The organism is uncultured Sunxiuqinia sp., from assembly GCF_947495665.1.
Taxonomy (GTDB): domain Bacteria; phylum Bacteroidota; class Bacteroidia; order Bacteroidales; family Prolixibacteraceae; genus Sunxiuqinia; species Sunxiuqinia rutila.
In genome coordinates, this window is record NZ_CANLZV010000007.1 from 127467 (window position 1) to 154434 (window position 26968).

The following is a 26968-nucleotide window of genomic DNA, read 5'->3' on the forward strand; positions in this document are numbered from 1 at the left end:
AATTACCCGAACCCCAAAAGGCTGGTTCAGCTTACTCAACTGCCTTTTTTGAACTGGCCAATTCTACAAGCCTGGCGGGAATAGCTTCAAGACTGAGCCTGATTTCGGGCTGAGCTATTTTTAAGGCAAAGCGCGGCATAATCGGGGCAATAGCATGACAAGGGTCCTGAACGATTGTTTTCCCTCCAAAGCTTTTGATAGTCTTCAGGCCTTCAGCACCATCAGAATTGGCGCCAGTAAGTATCAAGCCAATAAGCTCGTGTTGATAGGCCCAGGCAGCCGACTCAAAAAGGATGTCGATAGAGGGGCGCGAATAATTCAGTTTTTCATCCGTCGACAAGGAAAAGGTCCGGTCATCTTCAACCAACAAATGGTAGTTTGGCGGTGCAAAATAAATGTGTCCGGGTAAAACAGGCTCCTTACTTTCGGCTTCTTTTACCTGCAAAGTACAAAGCTCATTTAAAAGCCGTATAAACGTATCATTCTTATGCTCGCCAATGTGCAAAACGACAATGACGGGCAACGGAAAATCTTCGGGCAGCTGAGGCAGTATAAGCTTCAGTGCTTCCAAGCCGCCATAGGAAGTACCAACAACTATTGCTTTATACATTCAACTTCTTTTTAAAAATTTTCTGCTTGTCATCCAGAGCGACAAACCGATTTTCAACCGTCGAAAATTTCAGGCTTTCTTTACTTCCCAGGCACAAATAGCCGGCAGGCACCAAACTTTCTGTCAACAAATTCAGCACTTTATCCTGAAGCATCTTATCAAAATAGATCAACACATTCCGGCACATAACCAGGTTCACTTCCGCAAAAACACCATCGGTAACCAAATTATGGTCGGCAAAAACAATCCGTTTGGAAAGCTCCTTTTTAAACATGACCGATCCATACATTGAATTGTAATAATCCGATAACTTTCCCTTTCCGCCTGATAGCTGGTAATTGCGCTCATACAGCTCCATGTCGGCTTTCTGATAAACCCCTTCTTTTGCAATTTCCAGCACCTTTCGGTTAAAGTCGGTGGCATAAAACTGGCAACGCTCCAGCAAGCCTTCTTCCTGCAGCAAAATAGCCAGCGAATATACTTCCTCTCCCGTGGCACAGCCGGCATGCCACACCTTAAAATAGGTGTAGGTTTTAAGTTTGGGAACAATGTTCTCGCGAAACGAGCGGTAAAAATCCGGATCACGAAACATCTCGGTGACATTAATGGAAAGGTCTTCCAAAAAGTCCCGAAAAAAATCCGGGTCACGCAAAACCTTGTTTTGTAATTCCGACACGGTTTCCAGCCGGCACAAACTCAGCCGGTTTAAAACCCGCCTGCGAATATGGGCTTTGCTGTAATTTCTGAAATCATAGCCGTATTTCTGGAAAATCCCTTCCAAAAGCAGCTGCAATTCGATGGTCAACAAGTCGGCATTGGCATCACTATAGGCACTCATGTTCAGTCTGATTCTTTGTTGTTTTCGTTCGACTAACTTCCTGCAATACCAATAAAAGTTCTTTTTCAGAAAAAGGTTTACTTAAAAAGTTATTCATTCCGGCCAGCATGCAATCTTTTTTCTCTTCAACCAAGGAATTGGCCGTTACGGCAGTAATATAAACCGGATGTTTTACCAAGGCCTCCCGTTCCATTTTCCTTATCGCTTTGGTAGCCTGAATACCATTCAGAACCGGCATTTGCATATCCATCAAAATCAAGTCGTAGGGCAACTGCTGGTGCATATCGACAGCCTCCTGCCCATTGTTGGCAATGTCGCATTTGTAGCCCAGTTGTTTTAAACTAAGCTCACAAACCCGCTGATTAATGGCGTTGTCTTCTGCCAGCAAAATGCGAAAATCAGCTTGATGCTGTACATCCTGCCTTTCCAACTCTCCCCCCGGGCATGCCGCTTTTTTTAACGGAAGACGAAACCAGAACTCAGCTCCCTGCCCCAGTTCACTGTTCACATTTATTTCGCCATTCATCAGGCACACCAAGTTTTGTGAAATGGCCAACCCCAATCCTGTGCCGCCATATTTTCGCGTGATGGATGTTTCCGATTGAGAAAACTCTTTAAACAACAACAGCTTGCCTTCCTCCGAAATACCAATTCCTGTGTCAATCACCCGGAATAAAATTCGTGCCATGGATTCGTGCCAATCCACTAATTCAATACAAATTTCGACTTTCCCCTGGTGGGTAAACTTAATGGCATTATTGACCAAGTTCATCAAAATCTGGTTAATCCGTAAAGGATCTCCGCAAAGCCTTTCCGGCACATCATCGCCAATAGCGTACTTAAATTGAATGCCTTTTTCAATGGCTTTAAACTTCATCAGCTGAAAGACATTCTCAACCAGTTCTTTTAAATTGAAGTCAATCATTTCAAGCTGAATCTGCCCGGATTCAATTTTTGAGAAGTCCAAAATATCGTTGATAATCAACATCAAATTCTCACCCGAATTGGTCACAATATTGAGCAGTTCTTTCTGATCATCGTTTAAATCCGTTTTTTGCAACAACTTGGAAACCCCAAGCACACCGTTGAGTGGCGTACGTATTTCATGCGACATATTGGCCAGAAACATGGACTTGGTTCGTGTAGCCTCCTCAGCTTTGTCTTTGGCTATTTTCAGATTCAAATTGGCCTTTTCCATTTCGCCGAGCAGGTAATCCAGCTTGGCTCGCTGCAAGTACAGGTCGAGAAAAACTTGGACTTTCCCCTTCAAAATATCAGGAATAATGGGTTTGGGGATAAAATCGACTGCACCGGTTTCGATGCCCTTGATAATGTGCAAATCACTTTGATGAATGGCAGAAACAAAAATAACAGGCAGGTACCTGGTCTTCTTACGTTGGCGCATCATCTCCAGGGTTTCATATCCATTCATCCCGGGCATCTGAACATCCAGGATTACAAGCGCAAATTCCTCTTTCAAACTTAATTTCAGTGCTTCTTCTCCTGAATACGCCCGAAAAATATCACTATCAAAATCCTCTAAAACAGCCTCCAGGCTAATGAGATTCTCAACCAGATCGTCGACAATCAGAATTTTTGGTTTCATGTAATTTACAATTTATCTTCAATAAGCCCGCCAGTTATTCGAAAGCCATGCCTCGCCAGCAGTCTAAAAATCTTTAATTTCTGTAAAGCCAAATTTTAAGCATGGAAAATAATTTTCCTTCATCCAATGGCTTGGACAAATAATCATTGGCTCCGTTTTTCAAGGCATTCTCATGATCTTCTTTCATGGCTTTAGCCGTTAGACAGATGATTGGAATATCTTTTATTTTGGGCGTGTTGCGAATAATGTGCATGGCCTGATACCCATCCATAACAGGCATCATCACATCCATCAAAATCAAGTCGACCTGAGGATCCTCCTGCAGCAAGTCGATGGCCACTTGCCCGTTTTCGGCATCAACCACTTCAATTTCCCGCTCTTCAAGAATTTGCCCCAACGCAAACACATTGCGAATATCATCGTCAACAACCATAATCTTTTTCCCTTTAAAAAGGGCTTCCTCATTGGTGATGGCCGGCTTCGTTTTCTTTCCTGGAATCTGTCTGGAAACCTGATGCAAAAACAAGGTTACTTCGTCCATCAACCGTTCATCGGATTTAATACCTTTCAAAATAATGGTGTCAGTATAGGCATTCAACTCCCGCACTTCCTCCTGCGACATTTCTTTGCCGGTGTACACAATCACTTTCGGTATGGCAATTTTGTGCTCTTTCAGTTTTTCGAGCAACGCCTTGCCGGAGTAGTCTGGCAAACCCAAGTCCAGAATCACACAGTCGAAGGTCTCGCGGCTCAATAGATCGAATGCTTCGTGTGCCATTTCCACCTCACTGATTTCCAGGTCAAGATCAAACAGCATGGTTTTAATCACACTGCGCGTCACCGCATTATCTTCCACAATCAGCATTCGTTTTAGCGGAGACGCAAAATGGCTGTCAAGCGACTTTAAAGCGTCAGCGAATTCTATGGTTTCAAGGGTTTTCAGCTCGCCTTGTTCTTCCGACTCGTTGTAGTCAATAGGCGTAATTACATGAACCGGCAGCTTCCCTAACAGCCGGTGAGTTTTCAGTTTTTGATAATCAGCATCGGCGGTGTTGGCAAACTCTACCGCCAGCATAATGGCTTTGGGGTGAAATTTCTCTGCCAGAATAATTCCATCCGGAATATTAGCTGCGGCAATCACACGAAAATCTTTTGCCCGGGCTTGCTGTAAAAACTTCTCGGCTTGCGCTTTGGATGGGTGAATGACCAGAACGGTCTGCCCGTTCAGGGAATCATTTCGGTCATCGTCAATAAAAGGCGTAAGTATCGGATCCGAAATTGGGTGACTTACCGGAATTGTTTCTGATGCTTCCTGAATATTGGCCACTTTCGGCTGAGCAAATTTCACCGGCTCCGAAATGGCGTCCATTCCGGCATGAACAGGCAAATAGACGTAAAACACAGAGCCTTTGCCAACCTGGCTTTCCAACTGAATTTCGCCACCAAGCATGCGTATAAGTTCGCGCGAAATGGACAAGCCCAGCCCCGTTCCTCCAAATTTGCGGGAAATACTTCCGTCAGCCTGCTGAAACGCTTCGAAGATGGCCTCCAGCTTCTCTGCCGGAATCCCTACCCCACTGTCTGAGACCTGAATGCAGCAAGTGTTTTCTGGCTGAAGTCCGGCTGACCGGAACTGTGTTTGCGGACAACTCCCCATAAAATAAACCGCAACTTGCCCTTGGCTGGTAAACTTGAACGCATTGGAAAGCAGGTTTTTCAACACTTGCATTAAGCGGTGCCTGTCGGTCCTTATTTCGTTGGGAAAGCCCGCCTCAATCAGCACCTCAAAAGCCAGCTTTTTATCTTCGGCTGTGGCCTTGAAACTCATCAACACTTCTTCCTTCAAATCAATCGTTTGAACGAAATCCATGTCAACAGTCATCTTGCCAGCCTCAATTTTCGACAAGTCCAGAACCTCGTTGATCAAGTGCAGCAAATCGGCTCCACTTTTGTGAATAATTTTGGCCGACTGAACCTGATCTTCCGTCAGGTTGCCTTTTTTATTGGCCGACAACAGACTCGATAAAATCAGCAGGCTGTTCAACGGTGTCCGCAGCTCATGCGACATGTTGGCTAAAAACTCGGACTTATACTGGCTGGCTAGCTGAAGCTCTTTGGCTTTGGCCTCCAGCTGATCATGAGTTTCTATCAACTCATTATTTTTTAAACTAATATCTTCTTTCTGAAGTTCCAACTGGCGGGTTCGCTCTTCCAATTCCTCGTTGGCCACCCGAAGTTCTTCCTGCTGTACTTGCAGCTTTTTCTCATTATCGGTCAACACCTTGGTATGTTCCAGCAGCTCCTCATTGGCCACCCGCAACTCTTCCTGCTGTACTTGCAGCTCACTGGCCTGATCCTGTGTTTTCTGCAGGAGTTCGTTGGTTTTTAACACATTCTCAGACAAATTGAGGTAGATGGACAGAATTTTAGATGCCTGTTGCAGAAAATCCAGTTCCAATGACGTATAAGCGGTGAGCGAAGACAACTCCAGTGTTCCGATAAGTATTTCGTTGAAAAGCAGCGGAATCACCACCACCTGGCTGGGCTTAAACTGTCCCGAAGACGAGTAAGTGAGGTAAGATTCATCCGGGATATCATTCAGAATAACACGTTCTCCCGATGCAGCCACCTGACCAATAATTCCTTCGTTCAGTTTGATTTTGCTTTTCAGTTTCTGCGGATCGAATCCTGAGGAGCTGAGCAAGGTCAAAAACTTGTAATCCGGATCGTACATATGAATGCTCCCCAACTGAGAATGCAGGAACTCCATCAGAAAGGTCAATGCTTTGGATGAAATTTCATCCGGTTGCTGGTTGCCCCGGAGTTTTTCATTGATTGAATTAATTCCGGCATTAAACCACGAATCCTTGGCTGTCCTTTCCTGCGCTTCCCGCAGTTCGTCCACCATCTTATTCAGCGCCTGGCTTAATTCATCTTTGGAAGACCGGGGAACAATCTGAGTGCTGTAATTGCCATTCGCCACGTTTTTGGTGTAGTTGATCACCTCACGAAATCCGTTTTGAATCTCCCTGAATGAGTTGGCCAGTTCGCCAATCTCATTATTGGCCTGGATCGCCAGATCGGCTGTAAGATCCCCCTTGGCAATCTCTCCAAATTTTTCAACCATTTCTTGCACTGGCTTGGTTATAGAGCGACTAATCCACTCGGATGCCGCAAATACGATAACAACCAGCACTAGCACGATCAGCAAAATACCAGCCAACAACAAGTTATTTGCCATGGTATTTAAAGAAGAAATAGCTTGGGCAAAATCACCATAAAAGCCCCTCATTTGTGCCAAGTCGTCCGTAATTTCAGCTTTCGTTGCTTGGTCCGTGTTAAATCGGTAGGCCAACACTTCCTTTTGAATTTGCTCTCCCAGTTCATAGCCTCTTCGAGTGATTTGCTGAGCTTCATCCAACTTATCTGAATCAAGTGCCAATAGCAATTTAACCCGGCTTGCCATTAACACCGCATTTGAGCGATCATCATTATATGCCTCTCTATAGCAACTAAAAAGAGTATCAACAAATGCTTCACGGGGCAGTTGAGCCAGCTGCTCAATAGCAGCAAAATTCCGGGCCATCTGGTTGGCAGCTTCCATTTTCGCTACCGCCTGATTCCGCAACGCTTCATCATTCGAAATCTGGTAGCGATAAAAATCCTCGATACCTTCATGGAACACATTGTTATGCACCCGCTCTGCATTAATCATCAGATTAAGTGTTTTTCCTGTGTTGTAAAAAAAGTTGGAGATAAAGCCTAACACGATTAAACTTAGAATAGAAAAAAGACTCAGAAGCCGGAGTTTATTCCGAAGCTTCAGTCCGCTGAAGTTAGCCATGGTCATTTTGGATTATTTTGGCCAAAAATAGAAAATGATTACTTAGCGGACCCATACTTTTTGAAATTGTTTGCACAAAAAGATGCCGAGCAATGGGGTTTAAACAAAACCTTTATCTCATCTTACACATTCATAACTCCATACACGCAGCTAAACCAGGCAGTCAAACAAAACCCAAAACAAGAGAGGAACAACAACCGCTAAACGACTGATTAACTTCCGGTAATCAAGCAAGGGGCACACCTCATGCAATCGATTGTATTTTATTGGTATTAATTCCTATATTTGCCTGCAATGGATATAATTAATAATAAATATTTCAGTATGAAGACTCTAATCACCTTTGCACTGATTTCCCTCTTTGGACTCTCAGCAGCAGCACAGAACAAAACGGAAATCAGCTTATTCTGGAAAGACAATCCGGACCAAGTCAGCGCTATCGAATCGTTAAGCGGAGACTTATACCGTCAACTTGGTCATCATGGCCCGGCAGTTGAAAATGAATGGTTGGGCCTGCGCCTCTATTTCGACCACAAAGTGGCCATTGACGTGTACAACAAAACCAAACCGCAGTTGGAACTTGCACAAGCCCGCTGGTACCCGACTCCGAAGCAACAGCAAGAAGACTGGGGAGCTGATCAGTACAAAGTAGGCCAAACGGTTGGATTGGGCGGTGTTCGTCTATGGGACGGCGAGCAGATTGTTCTTCTGGATCCGGTTAGTAAACGAACTGCCCGGGTAAAAAAAGAAGCCAACCAATCGTACATGGAAATGCTTTCTGAAAATGTGCCTTACAAAGGTGACAGCATTGATGTGCTGGTTCGCGTTACGGTTTATTCGGGCCAACGCGAAGCCAAGGTTGAAGCATTTGCCTTTAGTTCTGAGCCGGTTCAATTTATGACTGGCGTAAACTTCCATCCGGGAACAGCCACGCAGGACGGTGATGGCTACGTGGCCAGCTGGGGCCTTCACCCCGCCGATGTAGCTGCCTACCAACTCACCATTGGGGCTGCCTTGCTCTATCAGCCCGAGGATTTTGTAAGCAAGGAAAAAGGAGACGATCAATACATCCTGATTTCGAAGCCAACCAACTACATGAGCACCTGGATTACTTCAGCCTGTGAGAAAGAAGAAGGATTTAACTCGTTGGAAGATTTTATAAGCTACCTCAACAACATTCAATAAGATTCCTTTTAAGAAACAAAAAATCCCGCCTTCCAGCGGGATTTTTGTTTAGGCGTTGACCTTAGCCAACTTTTCTTTTAACAATCCGGGAATCTCGGAAGGCTCTTTGGCTACCGGCACGTTGGCCTTGGCAAAAGCCTTGATTTTTTCTTCGGCCGTTCCTGAGCCACTTGAAATAATAGCTCCGGCATGCCCCATTCGTTTTCCGGGAGGTGCGGTTTGTCCGGCAATAAAGGATACCACCGGCTTGGTCATGTGTTTGGCAATGTACTCAGCAGCCTGCTCTTCGGCATCGCCACCAATCTCGCCAATCAACACCACAGCTTCGGTTTCAGGATCATTTTCATACATCTCCAGCAAATCAATATAGTACAAGCCGGCTACCGGGTCTCCCCCGATGCCAACAACCGTACTCTGCCCCATATCACTTTTTGTCAACATATTGACCACCTCATAGGTCAAGGTGCCACTGCGCGACATCAACCCGATGTTTCCTTTTTTGAAGATCATTCCCGGCAAAATCCCAATCAGCGCCTCATCGGGCGTAATTAGTCCGGGGCAGTTGGGGCCAATTAACTTGGTTCCGTTGCGCTCAATGACTGAGGTTACCCGAATCATATCCTGAATAGGAACTCCTTCGGAGATCGCCACCACCAACTCAATGCCTGCGTAAGAAGCTTCCAGAATGGCATCGGCAGCAAAGGGGGCCGGCACAAAAATGATTGATGTATTGGCACCTGTTGCCTGGACAGCCTCAGCGACTGTATCAAAAACCGGAATGCCATCAACGACCTGACCGCCTTTCCCGGGCGATGTTCCGGCTACAATATTGGTTCCATATGCTTTCATACGGCCGGCGTGAAATTGTCCGTCACGGCCGGTTATTCCCTGCACCAGCAGTTTTGTATCTTTATTTACGAGAATACTCATGGTTTCGATTTTTTAAGATTCCTGAATTCGACTTAACTCAATCGCTTTTTTGGCCGCTTCACTCATGGTTTGCACAGTCGGCAATCCTTTTTCTTTCAGCAAAGCCAAACCTTCTTCGGCATTGGTTCCCGACAAACGCACCACAATAGGCATCTTGGATCCAATGGTGTCCAGCGCTTCGATCAAGCCACGCGCCACGTCATCGCAACGGGTAATTCCGCCAAAAATATTAATCATCACTGCCTTCACATTCTTGTCCGAAGTCAGGATATTCATGGCATCCACCACTTTTTGCGGGTTGGAACTTCCGCCAATATCCAGGAAGTTGGCTGGTTCACCACCATAAAGCTTAATCATATCCATGGTAGCCATCGCCAGTCCTGCGCCATTCACCATACAGCCAATGTTGCCATCAAGCTTCACATAAGACAAGCCTTTTTCGTGAGCATCAATCTCTTTCAGCTCATCTTCATCAGCTTCACGCATGGCTTCAATTTCCGGTTGACGATACAAGGCGTTATCATCAAAATTCATCTTGCCATCAATGGCCCAAATCTTCTGATCGGGGGTTAGCACCAAAGGGTTGACTTCTGCAATAGTCGCATCGGTTTCTACAAACAGGGTGTATAGCTTTTGCATAATGCCGGCTGCCTTGCGGGCCAGTTTGACGTCGCCAAACAGCTTCATTCCAATGGCACGGGCCTGAAAATCGAGTAAGCCTGTCAAGGGATCAATGGGGAATTTATGGATCAGCTCCGGCGTATTCTTAGCCACTTCTTCAATTTCCACTCCCCCTTCGGCACTGGCCATCAGGGTGACCGACTTGGTATTCCGGTCATTGATCAGACCAACATAAAATTCCTTTTCAATATCGACAGCATCAGCCAGCAAAACCTTCTCTACCGTAAAGCCTTTGATGTCCATTCCCAGAATTTGGCGAGCTGCATCTACGGCTTCCTGCTTGGTTTTAGCCAGTTTTACTCCGCCGGCTTTTCCGCGTCCGCCAACAAGCACCTGCGCTTTTACAACAACCATGTCGTCTTTCTTTGCCATTGCTTTTTCTACTTCCTCTACCGAATGGCAAAGCACATCGTTCGGTACCGGAAGGCCGTATTTCTTGAAGATTTCCCGGGCTTGATATTCGTGTATCTTCATAAAGTATTTATTAATAAAGGTTAGAAAATTCTTGCTTGGTTTAAATGTATCAAAATATCCAGTGGCATGGAAGTACATCACTCATAGTCACTAGCTATTTTAAAACATATAAACACCCGCATTACTGAATTGTTTGTACAAAAGTTCCAAGACAAAACATCGCGACCCGGAGCATTATTTCGGTAGTATTTTTCATCAGAAGCCTTCTGCCAGGCAGGGCAATAAGCCGTCAATAAGGAGTGGCAGCCCATAAAATAAAGGGGTGTTAAGCCAACAGCAGTGCTGCCTCCAAGAGAAAGATGCCTATTGAAATGCCGTAAGGCTCCTTAAAAGTGTCAGGCTCATTGGCAAAAGCTAAAAATAACTGTAATTTTGGGCGCACAAATTTCAAGTGTTCTGTTTCATGAGCACTTCATGATAAAAAAACGCCAAAGCACAACATAGAAAAAATGAAAGAGGAAGTTATCAAACTGATTAAGCAGGAAGCCGACGCCATTGCCAACATTCCTGTTACCGACCAATATGAAGAAGCCATTCGGATTATTGAAAAATGTGTTCACCAAAAACAAGGTAAGCTGGTAGCCAGCGGAATGGGGAAAGCCGGACAAATTGCTTTAAACATTGCCACTACGTTTAGCTCAACCGGTACGCCGGCCGTATTTCTGCACCCGAGCGATGCGCAGCATGGCGACTTGGGAGTTGTTCAGCCCAACGATGTGTTGTTGTTAATTTCCAATTCCGGAAAAACCCGGGAGATTGTGGAACTGGTCAACCTGGCCGACAACCTGTATGAGAATATTCCGATTGTGGTAATTACCGGAAACCCTGACAGCGAACTGGCTCAACTGGCCGATGCCGTTCTTTTCACCGGCAACCCGGATGAAGTTTGTGCCTTGGGTTTAACGCCCAGCACATCCACCACAACCATGACCGTTATTGGTGATATTTTGGTGGTGCTGTTGATGAAAAAAATTGGATTTACAAACGAAGATTACGCCAAGCGTCACCACGGTGGCTACCTGGGAGACAAATCCCGCACACAGGCACGTCTTCAAAATAAAAAATAGACCATGCGCATTACAAGAGAAAATACCGTAGGATTAGTGATCGACATCCAGGAACGACTGGTGCCAGCCATGGCTGAAAACGAAACACTGACCGCCCATTGTAAAATTTTAATTGAAGGGTTACAAACCCTTCAGATTCCCTTGCTTGTGACCCAGCAGTACACCAAAGGACTGGGAGAAACCATTCCGGAGATCAGCGCGCTCATTACCGACTTTAAACCGATTGAAAAGCGTGATTTCAGCTGCTGTGACGAAACAGCGGTGAGCGAACAGCTCCAAACACTGGAAGCCAAAAATGTCATTATTTGTGGTATCGAAAGCCATGTGTGCGTGTTGCAAACTGCCATCGATCTGAAAGAGTCGGGTTACAACCCGGTAGTGGTGATGGATTGTGTTTCATCCCGCTCTCTGGATAACGTTGACCTTGCTGCGGAACGCTTCCGCCACGAGGGTATTATGATGACTTCTTACGAATCCATTTTATTTGAATTGACCCGTTCTGCAGCTGCAGCTGAGTTCCGGACAATTTCAAAACTGGTTAAGTAAGCTCACAAAAAAGGTCTCTAAATAACAGAGCACGAACACATAAGCCGGAAGCATGCCTGTTTCCGGCTTTTTTTTAATACCTAATTAACCTTCAGGTCGAGTCTGAATTTGTATTTTTAGCCTCATGGATAATAAACTAAACATTGGGTTTGACGCGAAAAGGGCGTTTCTGAATGATGCCGGACTGGGCCATTTCAGCCGGAACACCATTCTTTCGCTATCGGATTTCTACCCGAAAAACAACTATTTTCTTTTCACACCCGATGTTGATATTGAACGATTTCAGGCACCGGAAAGAGCCACCATCATTTACCCACAAGCCTGGTGGTCCATCCTCAAATCGTTATGGCGCACTTATAAAATTGCCGGACTAGCAGAAGCTGCCGGACTCGACATTTACCATGGCCTCAGCCACGAGCTTCCCCGGGGGATTGAACAAACCGGAATCAAATGTGTGGTCACCATGCACGATCTCATCTTTATGCGATTCCCGGAGTTCTACAACATGACCGACCGAAAGATCTATCTCCGGAAGGTACAGCACGCTTGCCAGGCAGCCGATAAAATCATCGCTATCAGTCAGCAAACCAAAAATGACCTGATTCAGTTTATCGGAGCTGATCCAGCCAAAATCAAGGTGATTTACCAAGCCATCAAGCCCATCTATTTCACCAAGTCCAGCAAACAGGAACTGCTGGAAACTCAAAAGAAACTGGCGCTTCCTCCGCATTTCATGCTCACGGTTGGCACCCTTGAAGCCCGGAAAAACCTGGCTTCCATTCTGAAAGCCCTCAACAAGCTAAACACCCGGACACCGCTGGTCGTTATTGGTAAAAAAACCAATTACCTGAACCACTTAAAACCCTTGGTTCAAAAGCTGGGCGATCAGCTTATTTTCTTGCAGGAAGTCAACGACACCGACCTGAGCCGGCTTTACCAGCTGGCTGAACTAATGATTTACCCTTCGGTTTTTGAAGGATTTGGCCTCCCCATTGCCGAGGCACAGGCCTGTGGCTGCCCGGTGATTACCTCCAACATCAGCAGTATGCCCGAAGCAGGAGGTGATGGCGCGCACTACATTCATCCGAAAAAATACAAGGAAATCAGCGAGGCCATCCAGCAGATCAGTAAGGATAAAGCCTATCGTGATGTGCTGATTTTTAAAGGCCAGTTAAATGCCGAACGTTTTACCGGTAAGGCTTATGCCCAACAATTGATGACCCTTTATAAAGAATTAGACCATGCATAACGATCTTAAAAAAGCACTGGAAGTGCTGCAAAACGGGGGAATTATTCTTTACCCTACCGATACCATTTGGGGAATTGGCTGCGATGCCACCAACGAAGAAGCAGTATCGCGTATTTACCAGCTAAAAAAGCGGGAAGACTCCAAAAGCATGCTGGTGCTCATGGAAAACATTAATTTCTTGAGCCGCTATGTGGAAGAAGTTCCTGAAATCGCCTATGACCTGATTGAAGTGAGCGACAAACCACTGACCATCATTTATCCGGGAGCCAAAAACCTGGCTAAAAACCTGGTGGCAGCGGATGGAAGCATTGGCATACGCTTGACTTCCGAGGATTTTACCCGCCAGCTGATTCAGCGTTTCAAAAAACCGCTGGTTTCTACTTCGGCCAATATCAGCGGCGAGGGTTCGCCCGCCTTTTTTGATGAAATTAGCCCGGAGATTATCGATGCAGTTGACTATGTGGTAGAATACCGACAGGATGACACCACTCCGAAAAGCCCGTCAAGCATTATAAAACTGGGTGTTGGCGGCGAAATAGATATTTTAAGGAAATAACCTGTCCCCAAGGCTTCCATCCCTTCACAAAAGATGGAAGCCTTGGTCGACTTTCAACTTCCGAAAACCTGAACATCCAAAATTCCTTTCTCCCGCTTCCTGGCTCCTGCCTCCATTCTCCTCTTTGCTCTTTCCTCTCCGCCCTCTGCTCTCCCCAACAGGCCGAATCTTGAGAGCTCAACAGAATAATTATCTTTGCACGCTTATGAAATTTTACCCCAATAATTATTTCAAATCATGCTCAAACAAATTACACTCTTTGCACTTGGTTGTATTTTATTTTCAGCCGCCCATGCAAACACAGCGTCAAGCGCTGATTCAACTTCAATGGCCCGACTAAAAGAAGTCGCCTCAACCATTCAGCTAAGCTCGCCCGCCAAAGGCGACCAATCGATCAACACTCCGAAAGTACCTACCGACCTTAAGCTAAAACTGATTAGCTCCGATTGTCTTCCGGTAGTTGCAGCTGATGGTTCAATTGTTTCGCCACTGGTCGATACCAAAGTTCATCTTTACTATGTGTTAAGCGACCAGCAAGGCAATAAAACCGATGTGCCTTCCATTCCGGTACTTATTCCGGGACGCTACCAAAACACGGATCAATCAAATCCGAAACCCTTTGTGGTTCCCGCACTTCGCGAATGGCTGGGACACGAAGGAGAATTTCTTATTTCCGACAAAATGGAGCTTGCCGTAGATCCACAGTACAAGTCGGAACTGCAGGAGGTAGCCGAAACACTGGCCGGCGATTACGCGGAACTCTTCGGTAAAAAAATGAAGATCCGCTACAAGCTTCCTAAGAAAGGCAACATCTTCCTTTCCCTCAACAACGAAGAAAAAACCATAGGCGATGAAGGCTATGTACTGGAGATTAAGGACTGGATAAGCCTAAAAGCCAACACCAGCCAAGGCTGTTTCTGGGGAACCAGAACACTGCTGCAGCTGTTGGAACAATCGGACCGTATTCCCAAAGGCCTTGCCCGCGACTACCCAAAATACGAACGCCGGGGCTTTATGCTCGATGTAGCCCGCAAATTTTTCACCATCGATTTTCTTCGCGATTACGTCAAATTCATGTCGTATTATAAAATGAATGAGTTTCAGATTCACCTGAACGACAACGGATTTAAGCAGTTCTTCAACCACGACTGGGACAGCACCTACTCGGCTTTCCGCCTTGAAAGCACCACATTCCCCGGCCTTACCGCCAAAGACGGTCATTACAGTAAAGAAGAATTTATCGATCTGCAATTACTGGCTCAGCAATACGGCGTGAACATTGTCCCTGAGATTGATGCTCCGGCACACACCCTGGCCTTTTACCACTACAACCAGGAGTTGGGAAGCGAGGAATTTGGCCGCGACCACCTTGATCTTGACAATCCCAAAACCTATGAGTTCATGGATGCTCTTTTCAAGGAATACCTGGAGGGACCAAATCCGGTTTTCATTGGAAACGAGGTCCATATCGGAACCGATGAGTACTCCAATAAAGTAGCTGAAAAGTTCCGTGCCTTTACCGATCGGTACATTCGGTATGTGGAGTCGTTCGGGAAAAGAGCCCGTGTTTGGGGAGCTTTAACACACGCCAAAGGAAGCACGCCGGTTAAATCGGAGAATGTCATTATGGATGCCTGGTACAACGGTTACGCCAACCCGGCCGACATGATTGAACTGGGCTACGACCTGGTAAGCATTCCGGACGGACTGGTTTACATTGTTCCGGCTGCCGGCTATTACTACGACTACCTCAACGACCAATACCTTTATGAGAACTGGGAACCGGTTCAGATCGGGAAGGCAGTATTTCCGTTTGGACACCCGCAGATTTTAGGTGGAAAGTTTGCCGTTTGGAACGACCATGTTGGCAATGGTATTTCGGAAAAAGATGTGCATCATCGCGCACTGAATTCCATGAAAGTCTTGTCGCAAAAAATGTGGATGGGCAACAGCACCGCACTAAGCTTCGACCAGTTCCAGTCGAAAGCGGCCAAGCTGAGCGAAGCACCTGGGGTTAACCTGGCAGGACAGGTAGCCTCGAAAAGCGAGCTGGTGCTACACTATAGCTTCAACAACAAAAAAATTCAGGACCGGTCGGCCAATGCCTATCATGCCCGTGCCGGCAAACAAACCAAAACGGTTCCCAGCACAAACAGCCAGGCACTGCAGCTGTCCAAAGGATCGGTGGTTCAACTGCCCATTGATGAAATTGGCTACAACTACACGGTAAGCATGACCATCAAACGAGATCAGGCCCTGCCCGGAACCGTGCTTTTTGAATCACCCAACGCCAAACTTTGGTTGAGTGATGCTGAAACCGGCAAGCTGGCCTTCTCACGCGATGGTTACACCTTCAACTTTGACTACACGGTTCCGGAAAACGAATGGACCTCCATCGTCATTGAAGGCGACCACAAAGGGACATCTCTTTTTGTGAATGACAAGCAACTGGAGCGCCTGGAAGGAAAAATGCAGGAATTCAACGAAGGGAAAGACAAAATGGCCTGCATCCAAACGCTGGTATTCCCACTCCGACACTTAGGCTCTGATACAAACAAGGAAACCTTCCAGATTGATGAACTAAAGGTTTTCAACTGCAAGCTTTCTGAAAAAGAAACCAGCAAATAATTCATTTTCAATCATAAGCAGCGAGGGCTTACCGCAAGGTTAAGCCCTCGTTTATTTTGGGCAGCTCTTCGCCATCCCATCATTCGCAAGTCCTGAAGGAGGATTACCCAACCAACCATCTCTTCCCAACCTCTTCCGGGTGCAACAATTGCCTGACCGTACTCGTTTTAATGGATGACTAACCGAAGCACCGGGCTCTTAACACAACTGACAATGGATACAACTTACACACTCGACACTTATTTTAAAGACGGTATGCCTTGCTTACTATTCAATATGGAGGAACTCAACCACACCCCTCCCTACGACAATCGATCGGCTCACCGGCACGCCTACTACGAAATATACCTGTATCAACAAGGCCAAGGGACACACACCATCGACTTTACAAGCTACAACTACCATCCCGGCTGTGTGTCGGTCGTGTTTCCCCATCAGACCCACCAATTCAACAGAAGTGCCGACGCACAAGGGCATGTCATCATGTTTAACGAAGAATTGTTTTGTTCCGAAATGCTTCGCAAAGAGCTACGGGCCTATTGTGTGGACTTAAAAAACAGGCTCAACTTCCTGAAGCTAAGCGAAAGTCAGTTTACCGAAATCCAACTCCTTTTCCAGCTCATCCAATCGCTTTTCAACGATTTGAATGTGCTGGGCAAAGAACAAATCAGGCATTTAATCAAGGTGATTTTGCTGAAACTGATGGACTACAGCAAGACCAAAGAACTGTCGCAAAAGGAAACCTCCGAGTCAGACTTGTATTATGCCTTCTCCAATCTGGTCGACCTTCATTTTAAAGAGAAAAGGTTGGTGAGCGAATTTGCCGACCTGCTGGACGTAACCCCCAAAAAGTTAAACGCCCTATCCAAAACCTATGGCGGAATCACGGCCTTGCAGGTCATTCACGAACGCATTTTTCAGGAAGCCAAACACCTGCTGGCCTTCTCCGGATTGACCCACAAGGAAATTGCCTACCAGCTCAAGTTTGACTCCCCCTCGGCCCTGAACAAGTTTATTCAGAAGAAAGCCGGCTGCAGTCCCTCAGACTTGCAGAACCGCCTCACCCAAATTTATATCAAACAGCCCTAAATGTATATCGCCAGTCACTGACAGTCAGACTACTTTTGTATTCGAAAAAACAAGGGAACTCTTCCTCAAACGGAAATTCCCCAAACGAATCGATTAAAGTAGAAAGTAAGATGGCAAAATTTATTGTTCCCAAGGAGATTTACCATGGAATTGGAAGTCTCGAAAATGTAAAAGAATTAAAAGGTAAAAAAGCCGTGATTGTGATCGGCGGAAGCTCAGTAAAAAAGAATGGGGCCCTGCAGCGCACTCAGGCCTATTTAGCCGAAGCCAACATCAGCTCGGTTGTGTTTGAAGGTGTTGAAGCCGACCCATCTATTGAAACCGTATTGAAAGGTGCTCAGTTTTTCAGCCAGGAACAACCGGATGTAATCATCGGGCTGGGAGGTTGCTCGGCCATTGATGCCGCGAAGACCATGTGGGTGTATTACGAGTACCCGGACTCGAAACTGGAAGAGCTGGCTCAGCCGTTTGCCGTAAAGCCCCTGCGCAACAAAGCAATCTTTGTCGCCATTCCAACAACCAGTGGAACCGGCACCGAAATTACCGGGCTGGCAGTTATTACCAACACCGAAAAAGGCACCAAACACCCCATTGTGTCGCACGAGTTGACGCCTGATGTTGCCATTGTTGACGGAGAGCTTTGCAAGTCGATGCCAGCGCATGTAACCGCCAACACCGGCTTGGACGCGCTGAGCCATGCCGTGGAAGCGTATGTGTCGAACATTGCTGACCGCTACAACGACGCCTTGGCTAAAAACGCCACCGACCTGATCTTCAACTACCTGCCAACGGCCGTTAGCGAGCCCCAAAATGAGGAAGCCCGCCAGGCCATGCACGACGCATCCTGTATGGCAGGCATGGCCTTCACCAACGTTTGGCTGGGTATTGTCCACGCCATGTCGCACCAACTGGGAGGCACCTTTGGCATTCCTCACGGGTGTGCCAATGCGATTCTGATGCCGAACGTCATTCGCTTCAACAGCCAGGTAACCGACAAGTATAATGACTTGGCTGCTGTGTTGGGCAAAACAAACGCCGAAGAGCTGGCTGAGGAAATTGCAGCCCTGCGCAGCAAGGTAGGTACCATTTCATCCATCAAGGAATATGGCATTGACGAACAAGTGTGGGCTGACCACCTGGATCAGCTAACCGAAAATGCCCTGAAAGATCCCTGTACCTTGTTTAATCCGCGGGTACCCAAGGCTGAAGAAATCAAAGCCATTTACCAGGCTTGTTTCGAAGGAACAGCAATCAACTTTTAAGCATTAAAAGAAAAAACGGATTCTTCCGTTTATTCGAAAAAGGCTGCCCCCACGGGCGGCCTTTTTCATTGGTGGTCCTAAACATCCGGCCAAAAAAAAGGGCAACCTCACATCCAGTTGTCCTTTTTCACCAAGGGAAGCACAGCAACTTGCTTAGCCCCGATCCAAAACCCGGCATTTAGCTAAGCAGCCCCGGGCATCATCCCCATTTTTTAATCGCATTTTCAATGGCCGCACCGGCCTTGCCCAGGTCTTCCGGAGTCATTACCGGGTAAAAATCAATCTCCGCATGGAGCCACATAAAAAACGGCTCAGCCACAGCAGGCATTTGCGAAGCATCATCCATATTCACCACCACAAAACAGCCCCTGCTTCCGCAAAGGGTTGTAAAATAAGCAGCTTCCGCTTTCACTTCGGCCAAAAGCGCTTTCATCTTTTCGCCAAATTTAGGGTCTTTCAACAGGTCGTTGCTACTCGCGGCTGTGGGCCACTTCACGCGCATGACATACTTCATAAATTGCTCCTTTCTTTTTTGGGAAATTACTGGTATTGAATACTCAGGCAGCACACTTCTGCAACGAACAGGATTCGGAAAAGCAAGTAGAACCACCTGTTGAAAGCTTACCCCTCGTTTCCGAAAAAGTTACATGCCGGCAAGCTGCTTTCACCCAACAGCCCTTCCCTGTAAGCCCTTGAGGCGTCCTGTAAGCATCCGGGAAGCCCTGTAGCTTCTAAAGCCTCCCTGCGGCCTTGTCCCCTTCCCTGCTACGCAGGATTACAAAATCTGACTACAGGGCCGGAAAAAACCCTGCAGGATTACAAAAAAAGCTTGCAGGACGACAAAAAAGGGCACAGGATCAGAAAAAAACCTACAGGAACAGGGAAAAGACCTACAGGACAACCAGAAAAGCTACAGGACGGCTAAAGATTCCACAGGGCGCCAACACGCTCTATAGCATAAAAAACATAATCCAACTTATCATTTTGTTTTGCTAACTTGCTCTGGAATTGGAAGAAATGAAGATAAGGCGGGGGGAGATGAAAGTGCAAGTGATTCATAGTTTATTACCAAAATTGCAAATCTGAACACGACAAAAAAACTCTTTATCATTAAAAAGAGAAATACTAACAAAAACCTGAAACAATGAAACTTGAAAAAATCCTTGACAATGTTAATTCTCTTGAAAAAAATTCTTTTCTAAAGATTATTGACAACATTAAGTCCTCCAATCCCAAAAACAGTAAGGAAATTGATAAAATTCTTTCGGAGAGTAGTAATAACCTAAAAAGCGTGGACAGTATTAACATCGCCAAGGTTTTTGACCTAATAAAAGATGAGTTTGCAGAAACCATTAAAGCAGAGTTTGTAAATACAACCTCGCAACTCGACATTCTAATTGACATAGTTATAAAAGACGGAAACAACATCTTAAAACAAGATTGGTTTGCAAGGCTCTACGAAAGAGAATTAGTAAAAATCAGAAAGAAAACGAAAGAACTAAAAACACAACTTGAATCCGACAAATCTGAAATTAGCGAATTGAGAAAACGTGACTATCTCATCTATAAAGCATGTGTAGAAACGGCCTATAATAACGACTACGAAAATAACAGAGATTCAAAAATCACTGATGATGAATTATCAATTTTACTAACACTAACAAATCAATTAGAATTATCACAAGAGGAAGTAAAACTGATCAACTACCTAATCATTCCACCTGAGAAATCTGATATTGATACGGTAACAACATTCCTTAAAAATATTGGGGTAATATTTTTCTCAAAAAAGAACAACCTGATTTATGTAGCAGATGAAGTTGTTCTGGTTCTGCGAAAAGTCAGAAAAAAACAAATCGCAGACAAATACTTCCGCCGGATACTTAAGACCTTAAAGGAATCACAAATAAACCTCATCTGTCGCAAACATAACATCGATGTTAAAGAACTTGATTACGAATCAAAGATTAAGCAAATAATTAAAGAGGGTATTTCATTTTCAAATCTGCTAAAAAGCAGTATGCACAAAGATGGAACTAACTTAACTGATAGAAAAAAAGCAATTACCGATATTTGGAGCAAAGGGTTAAAAATATCGACAACACTAAAAGGGAGTACACTGGATGAAAAAATTGAAAATATAATTGCCCATTTCAATGAAATTGAACTTGATGAAAAAGTCGGTATTTCAGTTGAAGGCTACGAAAAACTACTTTTAGAGATCAATGATGAATTGAAGTCTTTTAGAAAGTTAGTGCTAAATGAGTTTGAGATGCCTGACGAGACAGTCTTGAACAGCAGTACTCTTTTAGATTTTAACATCAAACCACGTGATGTTCTCGACATTTTACCAACGGAGGACCTTAAAACCTTTATTGCTGCCAAAGAATTAAAATCAAGAGGTGATTTAGTTCTTAACATTTTAGATGCTTACAAAGATTCAGAAAACCTACTCATTGAAAACTATGTTGCTATTGGATTTCGAAACTTGAATCTATTGAAAGAAAATGGCATCATCATTAAAGAAAGTGAACTTGGATTAAAGTTTGAATGCCTCACCCAGAAAATTTTTGAGCAACTAGGTTTTAATGTTGATGAATCATTGAAGAAAAAACTTAATACTGCTAAGAACAAAATCGACCTTGTGTTGAACTTAGGGAATAATGACATAATAATAGTTGAATGCAAAACAGTAAAAGAGAGCGGTTATAATAAATTCAGTTCCGTTTCCAGACAAATAAAGTCTTACGTGGATCTAGCCAAAAAAGAAGGCTTCAATGTTGTAAAATCGCTCCTGGTTGCACCTGACTTTAGCGATGAATTTGTAAACGATTGTGACTTAGAATTCGAAATAAATTTATCATTGATAACGGCAAGTTCGCTTGTAAGCATCCTTGATGGATTCCGAGAATCAAAACACAAGCAATTTCCTTACCAATTGCTCATGAAAGATGTTCTGATAAAAGAAGAAAGAATTTTAAAGGCAATAAAGAAGTAGATGATCAAATAAATTCCAACAACCTTGCAACCTTAAAGCAGTCGTCAAATCGGTGCTTTATTGCACAAAAACAACTATTTTTAGGGGAAAACAACGATCCCATGACAACGAACATCAGCCTGGAAGACTTGGGCTATAAGGCAAGCTTCGAAGAATTACGGAAGGCCAATCAGTTGGAGGATTTTGAAATCGGACGGGTGATTGCCGAACACAAGGAACGCTACCTGGTGAAAACCGCAACGGGCGATTTCGAAGCCGAGGTGACCGGCAACTTACGGTTTGCGGCTCAGAGCCGGGAGGACTTTCCTGCGGTTGGCGACTGGGTGGCCTTAATCAGCTACGACACCAATCTGGCCTTTATTCACAGCATCCTGCCCCGCCAGTCGGTACTTGCCAGGCAGGCCGTTGGGAAGTTTGGCGAAAAACAGCTCATTGCCACCAATATCGACTTTGCTTTTTTGGTGCAGGCCGTCGACCGTGATTTCAACATCAACCGGTTGGAGCGCTACCTGACCATCTGCTATTCGTCAAACGTCAGCCCAATCATCGTGCTGACCAAAACCGATTTAATCGCCCCGCCAAGGCTACAGGAAATTGAGGAAAGCATAAAACGCCGGATTAAAAACAGCCCCATCCTGGCCATCAGCAACGAAACCATGGCAGGTTATGACTCACTAACAGGAATTTTGGAAAAAGGAAAAACCTATTGCTTGCTGGGTTCTTCGGGCGTTGGCAAGTCCACACTGATGAACAAGCTGTCGGGCAGGCCCCTCATGAAGACCAGCTCCATCAGCACAAGTACCCATAAAGGCCGGCATGTTACCACCCACCGCGAACTGATTATTCTCCCCGGCGGAGGAATCCTTATTGACAACCCGGGCATGCGGGAAATCGGAATCACAGACGCTGCCCAAGCTTTGGAAGCGACCTTCGACGAGATTATGCATCTTGCGCAGCAGTGCAAATTCGGCGATTGCACCCACACTTCGGAAAAAGGCTGTGCGGTTTCCGAAGCCGTCAAACAAGGAAAGCTGGATGAGCAGGCCTATGAAAACTTCCTGAAAATGGAACGGGAGCAGGCGCATTTTGACCTTTCGGTTTCTGAAAAACGCAAAAAGGATAAAGCCTTTGGAAAAATGATTAAGAACGTTAAAACCGACATGCAAAAGTTAAGTGCCAAACACCACAAACCCACCAAAAAATAGCGCACACGTTCACCCCAGGCAACATCCGTGCATTCCTCCCGGCCCGAACTCTTAATTTTTTGGTAATGCTGGACTTAAGGGCGTTCATTAGAATTTGGCTACTTTTGCTGCTCATTTTAGAAAGCACATTAACATGACAGCAAAAATAGAAGTAAGCCCGGAGATTAAAGGACTGATTTTTGACCTGGATGGTACCATCTCCGATACCATGCCAATTCATTACATCGCTTGGAGAAATGCAGCCGCCCGCCACGGCATCGATTTCACCACCGAGCTGTTTGAGCAGCTGGCCGGCATTCCGCTCTACCCAACAGTTGAAAAGCTGAATGAGCTCTTCAACAAAAACATTGATCCCCGGGAAATGGGCGATGCCAAAGAACAGGAATACGAAGACAACATGCACCAAGCGCGTCCGGTAGAACCGGTAATGGAAGTAATCCGTCGCTATCATGGCCAATTACCCATGGCTGTTGGAACCGGTGGTGGCCGCCAAATTTCGCAAAAAGCCATGCGCCTGGTGGGTGTCGATCAATACATTAATGAACTGGTTTCGGCCGACGATGTTACTCACCACAAACCCCACCCGGAAACCTTTTTGAAATGTGCCGAGCTGATTGGTATTGATCCCAAAGACTGCCTCGTATTTGAAGATGGCGTACTGGGAATTCAAGCCGCCCAAACCGCCGGCATGCGCGTAGTGGATGTTACCCAATACTACCAGGTAACCATTGGACAGGAGTAGTTGATTGGGAGAAAGGAAACCGGAGGAAGAAGAGCGTGGGGCAAAAGCATGGAGCAGAGGGCAGAGTGCATGGAGCAAAGCGTTAAGATTGAAGACGAACGTTCCGACCACAATTCACGGGTCACCGATCACCAGTAAAGAGTGCAAAGAGCAGGGAGCAGAGAACGATGCCAACTCAGGAACTTTTGAACACAGGAACTCAACTCCAGGCAGATTGATTAACTTTAGGGGCAAATCCGTTTATCAATAACCAGACATTCAAACAACGCCAACGATGAAATCAAAACTTATTCTACTTGCTCTTGTCGTCCTTGTCCTTAGCGCCTGTCAGCCTAACCCGCTGACCAAAAGGGCAACCCTTGTTTTCTACAATGTTGAAAACCTGTTTGACACCATCAATGATCCGGCCATTAACGATGAAGAGTTTTTGCCGGATGCGGAGAAAAAGTGGAATAGCGAACGATACACGAAAAAACTGGAAGACCTAAGCCGGGTGCTTGGGGCGGTTAACCCCGAAGAACTTCCTGAAATTATTGGTCTGTGCGAAGTTGAGAACCGGCAGGTGGTTGAAGATTTGGCGGCAACAGCTCCGCTGGCTGAGGGCAAGTACCAAGCGGTTCATATCGACAGTCCCGACAAGCGCGGCATTGATGTGGCCCTGCTTTTCAGAAAAGGTGCATTTAAACTGATTCATCACGAAGCCCTGCCCGTTGATCCGGGCTTCGAAACCCGGGACATCCTGCACGTATATGGCAAGCTGGGAAAGGATAAAATACACCTGTTTGTCAATCACTGGCCTTCGCGCTGGGGTGGACTAAAAAAATCGCAGCCCAACCGGCTGGTCGCTGCGCAAACGCTCAAAACCAAAGTGGACGAGCTGCTGACTGCCGACCCCCAAGCCAAGATTATCATTATGGGCGATATGAATGACGAGCCAGACAACAAAAGCCTGGCCGAAGTGCTGAATGCCCGGGCGCCCAACACCCAGGCCGAACTCTATAACCTGATGATTCCACTGGATGAACAGCAAAAAGGGAGTTATTTCTACCGCGGCAACTGGAACATGTTGGACAACCTGGTTGTTTCAGCTTCGGTACTTCGCGGAAAAGGATTTGTTGTTACCGACCAGCTGGGACAAGTTTTTCAGCAGGAATGGATGGAATACCGGAACAAGAACGGACAGGTATCGCCCAACCGGACCTACGGTGGCCCCAACTATTACGGCGGCATTTCCGACCACTTTCCGGTTTATCTTCAACTGAACTGGCAATAGCCAAAATGGGGAAGGGAAACGGGAGAAAGGAGAACGGAAACCGGAGGACGGAAGCATTAAAACAGGAATTGAGCATTTTTCAGCAATTCAGAAACGTAGCATTTAGGACAGACAGAAGATGGATTTAAAAGTAGTTTCACCCTATGAACCAACCGGGGATCAACCCGAAGCAATTAAACAACTGGCAGCCGGCATCCGTCAGGGAGAACGCAACCAGACTCTTTTAGGGGTAACCGGATCAGGAAAAACATTCACCATGGCAAAAGTGATTGAGGAGGTGCAGCGCCCAACCCTCATCCTAAGCCACAACAAAACGCTGGCCGCCCAGCTGTACAGCGAGATGAAGCAGTTTTTCCCCGACAATGCGGTGGAATACTTTGTATCTTATTACGACTATTACCAGCCCGAAGCTTACCTGCCCACCACCGACACGTACATTGAAAAAGACCTTTCCATCAACGAGGATATTGAGAAGCTGCGACTCAGCACCACCTCTGCCCTGCTGTCCGGAAGGCGTGATGTGGTGGTGGTCTCATCCGTTTCTTGCCTCTACGGTATTGGAAACCCCGAAGATTTCCATGCTAACGTAACCAGCGTCAGCGTTGGCGAAACACTCAACCGCAACCAGTTTCTGCATAAGCTGGTTGACGCACTTTACTCCCGCAACGAAGCCGACTTCAAGCGAGGCAACTTCCGGGTGAAAGGCGACACCATTGATATTTTCCTGGCCTATGACGACAAAGCCATCCGCGTGGTTTTCTGGGGAGATGAAATTGAGGAAATCTACAGCTTCGATCCGACAGACGGAACCACCATAGATGAGCTGGAAACAGCCATCATCTACCCGGCCAATATTTTTGTCACCACCAAGGAACGCATGAAGTCGGCCATCCACCAAATTCAGGATGATCTTCTTAAGCAAGTCGATTTTTTCAAGGAAATCGGAAAGCCCTTAGAAGCCAAACGTATTTTAGAACGGGTGGAATACGACATGGAAATGATGCGTGAGCTGGGCTACTGCCCCGGTGTTGAAAACTACTCACGCTATTTCGATGGACGGGCGGCAGGCACACGCCCCTTCTGCCTGCTGGATTATTTCCCGGACGATTTCCTGACCATCCTGGATGAAAGCCATGTGACGATTCCCCAAATCCGCGCCATGTATGGGGGTGACCATTCGCGCAAAATCAACCTGGTGGAATACGGGTTCCGGCTTCCGGCAGCCATCGACAACCGCCCGCTGAAATTTGAAGAATTTGAGGACCTGGTCAACCAAACACTTTATGTTAGCGCCACGCCAGCCGACTACGAACTGGAAAAATCGGAAGGGGTGGTTGTTGAACAGATCATACGCCCCACCGGACTGCTTGACCCAATCATTGACGTACGTCCTTCGGCCAACCAGATTGATGACCTGATTCATGAAATCAACCTGCGCATTGAAAAGAACGAGCGCATCCTGGTAACCACACTTACCAAACGTATGGCTGAAGAGCTCAGCAAATACCTGATCAACATGGGGATTAAAACGCGCTACATCCACTCCGACATCGACACGATGGAGCGCATTGAGATTCTGGAAGAACTGCGCAATGGCGGCTTTCACGTGCTGGTCGGCATCAACCTGCTTCGGGAAGGGCTCGACCTGCCGGAAGTTTCACTGGTCGCCATTATCGATGCCGATAAGGAAGGCTTCCTGCGCTCGGAACGCTCACTCACCCAAACTGCAGGGCGTGCGGCCCGAAACCTCAACGGCATGGTCATTATGTATGCCGACAAGATTACCGACTCGATGCAAAAAACCATCGACTCCACCAATTACCGACGCACCAAGCAAATACGCTACAACGAGGAGCATGGCATTACGCCCAAAGCCATCGTTAAGCCCACACGCGAAATCATCGGCTACGAGTACCGCAACAGCAAGCAGAAAGAATATGCAGGCGGAGCAAGTCATCCGGATGTTGCAGCCGACCCGGTTGTTCAGTATATGAGCCCGGAGGCCCTGGAAAAAACCATTGAAAAAACGAAAAAAGAAATGCAGGCTGCTGCGAAAGAACTTGACTTTATTGAGGCTGCCCGCCTGCGCGATGAGATGTATCGCCTGCAGGAAATTTTGAAAGAGAAGAAAAAGTAAGGGCAGAGAGCCAAGAGCAAAGGGCATAGGGCGAAGAGGAGAATGGAA

General features: G+C 46.1%; 20 protein-coding genes. 13 read left to right on the forward strand and 7 right to left on the reverse strand.

The window, feature by feature from the left end:
* Positions 1-31: 31 nt before the first annotated feature.
* The 4 genes from Q1A18_RS10690 to Q1A18_RS10705 all read right to left on the reverse strand — a co-directional run bounded on the left by Q1A18_RS10690 (position 32) and on the right by Q1A18_RS10705 (position 6904).
* Positions 32-610: a chemotaxis protein CheB gene (locus tag Q1A18_RS10690; protein ID WP_299579454.1), complete on the reverse strand. Its 579-nt coding sequence runs from the start codon at positions 608-610 to the stop codon at positions 32-34.
* Positions 603-1448 carry a protein-glutamate O-methyltransferase CheR gene (locus Q1A18_RS10695; RefSeq protein ID WP_299579457.1) on the reverse strand — a complete coding sequence of 282 codons (846 nt, stop codon included), beginning with the start codon at positions 1446-1448 and terminating at the stop codon, positions 603-605. Before Q1A18_RS10695 ends, Q1A18_RS10690 begins: the two co-directional genes overlap by 8 nt.
* Complete coding sequence (locus Q1A18_RS10700; protein ID WP_299579460.1) at positions 1435-3054, reverse strand: response regulator; 1620 nt, start codon at positions 3052-3054, stop codon at positions 1435-1437. Before Q1A18_RS10700 ends, Q1A18_RS10695 begins: the two co-directional genes overlap by 14 nt.
* A gap of 73 nt (positions 3055-3127) precedes the next feature.
* Positions 3128-6904 (reverse strand): response regulator, encoded by a 3777-nt coding sequence (locus tag Q1A18_RS10705; protein WP_299579463.1) that lies wholly within the window; start codon positions 6902-6904, stop codon positions 3128-3130.
* A 318-nt stretch (positions 6905-7222) separates the two neighbouring features.
* Here Q1A18_RS10705 and Q1A18_RS10710 point away from each other — a divergent pair, with 318 nt between their 5' ends.
* Positions 7223-8083, forward strand: a complete 861-nt coding sequence (locus Q1A18_RS10710) for a DUF4861 family protein (RefSeq protein WP_299579467.1) — start codon at positions 7223-7225, stop codon at positions 8081-8083.
* Positions 8084-8131: 48 nt separating this feature from the next.
* Here Q1A18_RS10710 and sucD read toward each other — a convergent pair whose 3' ends face one another.
* Positions 8132-9013: a succinate--CoA ligase subunit alpha gene (gene sucD / locus Q1A18_RS10715; protein WP_299579470.1), complete on the reverse strand. Its 882-nt coding sequence runs from the start codon at positions 9011-9013 to the stop codon at positions 8132-8134.
* A 12-nt stretch (positions 9014-9025) separates the two neighbouring features.
* The gene (gene sucC / locus Q1A18_RS10720) at positions 9026-10168 is read right to left on the reverse strand and encodes an ADP-forming succinate--CoA ligase subunit beta (protein ID WP_299579473.1); all 1143 of its coding nucleotides are present in this window, start codon (positions 10166-10168) and stop codon (positions 9026-9028) included.
* Between the two features lie 449 nt (positions 10169-10617).
* Here sucC and Q1A18_RS10725 point away from each other — a divergent pair, with 449 nt between their 5' ends.
* From Q1A18_RS10725 to Q1A18_RS10755, 7 genes are all read left to right on the forward strand, one after another.
* Positions 10618-11235 carry an SIS domain-containing protein gene (locus Q1A18_RS10725; RefSeq protein ID WP_299579476.1) on the forward strand — a complete coding sequence of 206 codons (618 nt, stop codon included), beginning with the start codon at positions 10618-10620 and terminating at the stop codon, positions 11233-11235.
* 3 nt (positions 11236-11238) lie between these two features.
* The gene (locus Q1A18_RS10730; RefSeq protein ID WP_299579479.1) at positions 11239-11781 is read left to right on the forward strand and encodes an isochorismatase family protein; all 543 of its coding nucleotides are present in this window, start codon (positions 11239-11241) and stop codon (positions 11779-11781) included.
* A 124-nt stretch (positions 11782-11905) separates the two neighbouring features.
* Positions 11906-13030: a glycosyltransferase family 1 protein gene (locus Q1A18_RS10735; protein ID WP_299579482.1), complete on the forward strand. Its 1125-nt coding sequence runs from the start codon at positions 11906-11908 to the stop codon at positions 13028-13030.
* Positions 13023-13586 carry an L-threonylcarbamoyladenylate synthase gene (locus Q1A18_RS10740; RefSeq protein ID WP_299579484.1) on the forward strand — a complete coding sequence of 188 codons (564 nt, stop codon included), beginning with the start codon at positions 13023-13025 and terminating at the stop codon, positions 13584-13586. The genes Q1A18_RS10735 and Q1A18_RS10740 overlap by 8 nt, the downstream gene beginning before the upstream one ends.
* A 327-nt stretch (positions 13587-13913) precedes the next feature.
* Positions 13914-16214 (forward strand): family 20 glycosylhydrolase, encoded by a 2301-nt coding sequence (locus tag Q1A18_RS10745; RefSeq protein WP_299579487.1) that lies wholly within the window; start codon positions 13914-13916, stop codon positions 16212-16214.
* A gap of 213 nt (positions 16215-16427) precedes the next feature.
* Positions 16428-17303 (forward strand): helix-turn-helix transcriptional regulator, encoded by an 876-nt coding sequence (locus Q1A18_RS10750; protein ID WP_299579490.1) that lies wholly within the window; start codon positions 16428-16430, stop codon positions 17301-17303.
* Between the two features lie 110 nt (positions 17304-17413).
* A complete protein-coding gene (locus Q1A18_RS10755) occupies positions 17414-18565 on the forward strand; it encodes an iron-containing alcohol dehydrogenase (protein ID WP_299579493.1) in 1152 nt (383 codons plus the stop codon).
* 199 nt (positions 18566-18764) lie between these two features.
* Here Q1A18_RS10755 and Q1A18_RS10760 read toward each other — a convergent pair whose 3' ends face one another.
* Positions 18765-19079 (reverse strand): DUF3303 family protein, encoded by a 315-nt coding sequence (locus Q1A18_RS10760; protein WP_299579496.1) that lies wholly within the window; start codon positions 19077-19079, stop codon positions 18765-18767.
* Positions 19080-19709: 630 nt separating this feature from the next.
* On the opposite strand from Q1A18_RS10760, the gene Q1A18_RS10765 reads away from it, so the two are divergent.
* The 5 genes from Q1A18_RS10765 (at position 19710) to uvrB (ending at position 26920) form a co-directional block, all read left to right on the forward strand.
* Positions 19710-21563 (forward strand): hypothetical protein, encoded by a 1854-nt coding sequence (locus tag Q1A18_RS10765; RefSeq protein ID WP_299579499.1) that lies wholly within the window; start codon positions 19710-19712, stop codon positions 21561-21563.
* A 101-nt stretch (positions 21564-21664) separates the two neighbouring features.
* Positions 21665-22768: a ribosome small subunit-dependent GTPase A gene (rsgA, locus tag Q1A18_RS10770; RefSeq protein ID WP_299579502.1), complete on the forward strand. Its 1104-nt coding sequence runs from the start codon at positions 21665-21667 to the stop codon at positions 22766-22768.
* A 133-nt stretch (positions 22769-22901) separates the two neighbouring features.
* Positions 22902-23510, forward strand: a complete 609-nt coding sequence (locus Q1A18_RS10775) for a beta-phosphoglucomutase family hydrolase (RefSeq protein WP_299579505.1) — start codon at positions 22902-22904, stop codon at positions 23508-23510.
* A gap of 274 nt (positions 23511-23784) precedes the next feature.
* Positions 23785-24783 (forward strand): endonuclease/exonuclease/phosphatase family protein, encoded by a 999-nt coding sequence (locus Q1A18_RS10780; protein ID WP_299579508.1) that lies wholly within the window; start codon positions 23785-23787, stop codon positions 24781-24783.
* A 118-nt stretch (positions 24784-24901) separates the two neighbouring features.
* Complete coding sequence (gene uvrB, locus Q1A18_RS10785) at positions 24902-26920, forward strand: excinuclease ABC subunit UvrB (RefSeq protein WP_299579511.1); 2019 nt, start codon at positions 24902-24904, stop codon at positions 26918-26920.
* Positions 26921-26968: the final 48 nt, after the last annotated feature.

Coding starts and splice junctions, on each gene's coding strand:
- Q1A18_RS10690 (WP_299579454.1), bottom strand. CDS start 610: ATGTATAAAGCAATAGTTGTTGGTACTTCCTATGGCGGCTTGGAAGCA.
- Q1A18_RS10695 (WP_299579457.1), bottom strand. CDS start 1,448: ATGAGTGCCTATAGTGATGCCAATGCCGACTTGTTGACCATCGAATTG.
- Q1A18_RS10700 (WP_299579460.1), bottom strand. CDS start 3,054: ATGAAACCAAAAATTCTGATTGTCGACGATCTGGTTGAGAATCTCATT.
- Q1A18_RS10705 (WP_299579463.1), bottom strand. CDS start 6,904: ATGACCATGGCTAACTTCAGCGGACTGAAGCTTCGGAATAAACTCCGG.
- Q1A18_RS10710 (WP_299579467.1), top strand. CDS start 7,223: ATGAAGACTCTAATCACCTTTGCACTGATTTCCCTCTTTGGACTCTCA.
- sucD (WP_299579470.1), bottom strand. CDS start 9,013: ATGAGTATTCTCGTAAATAAAGATACAAAACTGCTGGTGCAGGGAATA.
- sucC (WP_299579473.1), bottom strand. CDS start 10,168: ATGAAGATACACGAATATCAAGCCCGGGAAATCTTCAAGAAATACGGC.
- Q1A18_RS10725 (WP_299579476.1), top strand. CDS start 10,618: ATGAAAGAGGAAGTTATCAAACTGATTAAGCAGGAAGCCGACGCCATT.
- Q1A18_RS10730 (WP_299579479.1), top strand. CDS start 11,239: ATGCGCATTACAAGAGAAAATACCGTAGGATTAGTGATCGACATCCAG.
- Q1A18_RS10735 (WP_299579482.1), top strand. CDS start 11,906: ATGGATAATAAACTAAACATTGGGTTTGACGCGAAAAGGGCGTTTCTG.
- Q1A18_RS10740 (WP_299579484.1), top strand. CDS start 13,023: ATGCATAACGATCTTAAAAAAGCACTGGAAGTGCTGCAAAACGGGGGA.
- Q1A18_RS10745 (WP_299579487.1), top strand. CDS start 13,914: ATGGCCCGACTAAAAGAAGTCGCCTCAACCATTCAGCTAAGCTCGCCC.
- Q1A18_RS10750 (WP_299579490.1), top strand. CDS start 16,428: ATGGATACAACTTACACACTCGACACTTATTTTAAAGACGGTATGCCT.
- Q1A18_RS10755 (WP_299579493.1), top strand. CDS start 17,414: ATGGCAAAATTTATTGTTCCCAAGGAGATTTACCATGGAATTGGAAGT.
- Q1A18_RS10760 (WP_299579496.1), bottom strand. CDS start 19,079: ATGAAGTATGTCATGCGCGTGAAGTGGCCCACAGCCGCGAGTAGCAAC.
- Q1A18_RS10765 (WP_299579499.1), top strand. CDS start 19,710: ATGAAACTTGAAAAAATCCTTGACAATGTTAATTCTCTTGAAAAAAAT.
- rsgA (WP_299579502.1), top strand. CDS start 21,665: ATGACAACGAACATCAGCCTGGAAGACTTGGGCTATAAGGCAAGCTTC.
- Q1A18_RS10775 (WP_299579505.1), top strand. CDS start 22,902: ATGACAGCAAAAATAGAAGTAAGCCCGGAGATTAAAGGACTGATTTTT.
- Q1A18_RS10780 (WP_299579508.1), top strand. CDS start 23,785: ATGAAATCAAAACTTATTCTACTTGCTCTTGTCGTCCTTGTCCTTAGC.
- uvrB (WP_299579511.1), top strand. CDS start 24,902: ATGGATTTAAAAGTAGTTTCACCCTATGAACCAACCGGGGATCAACCC.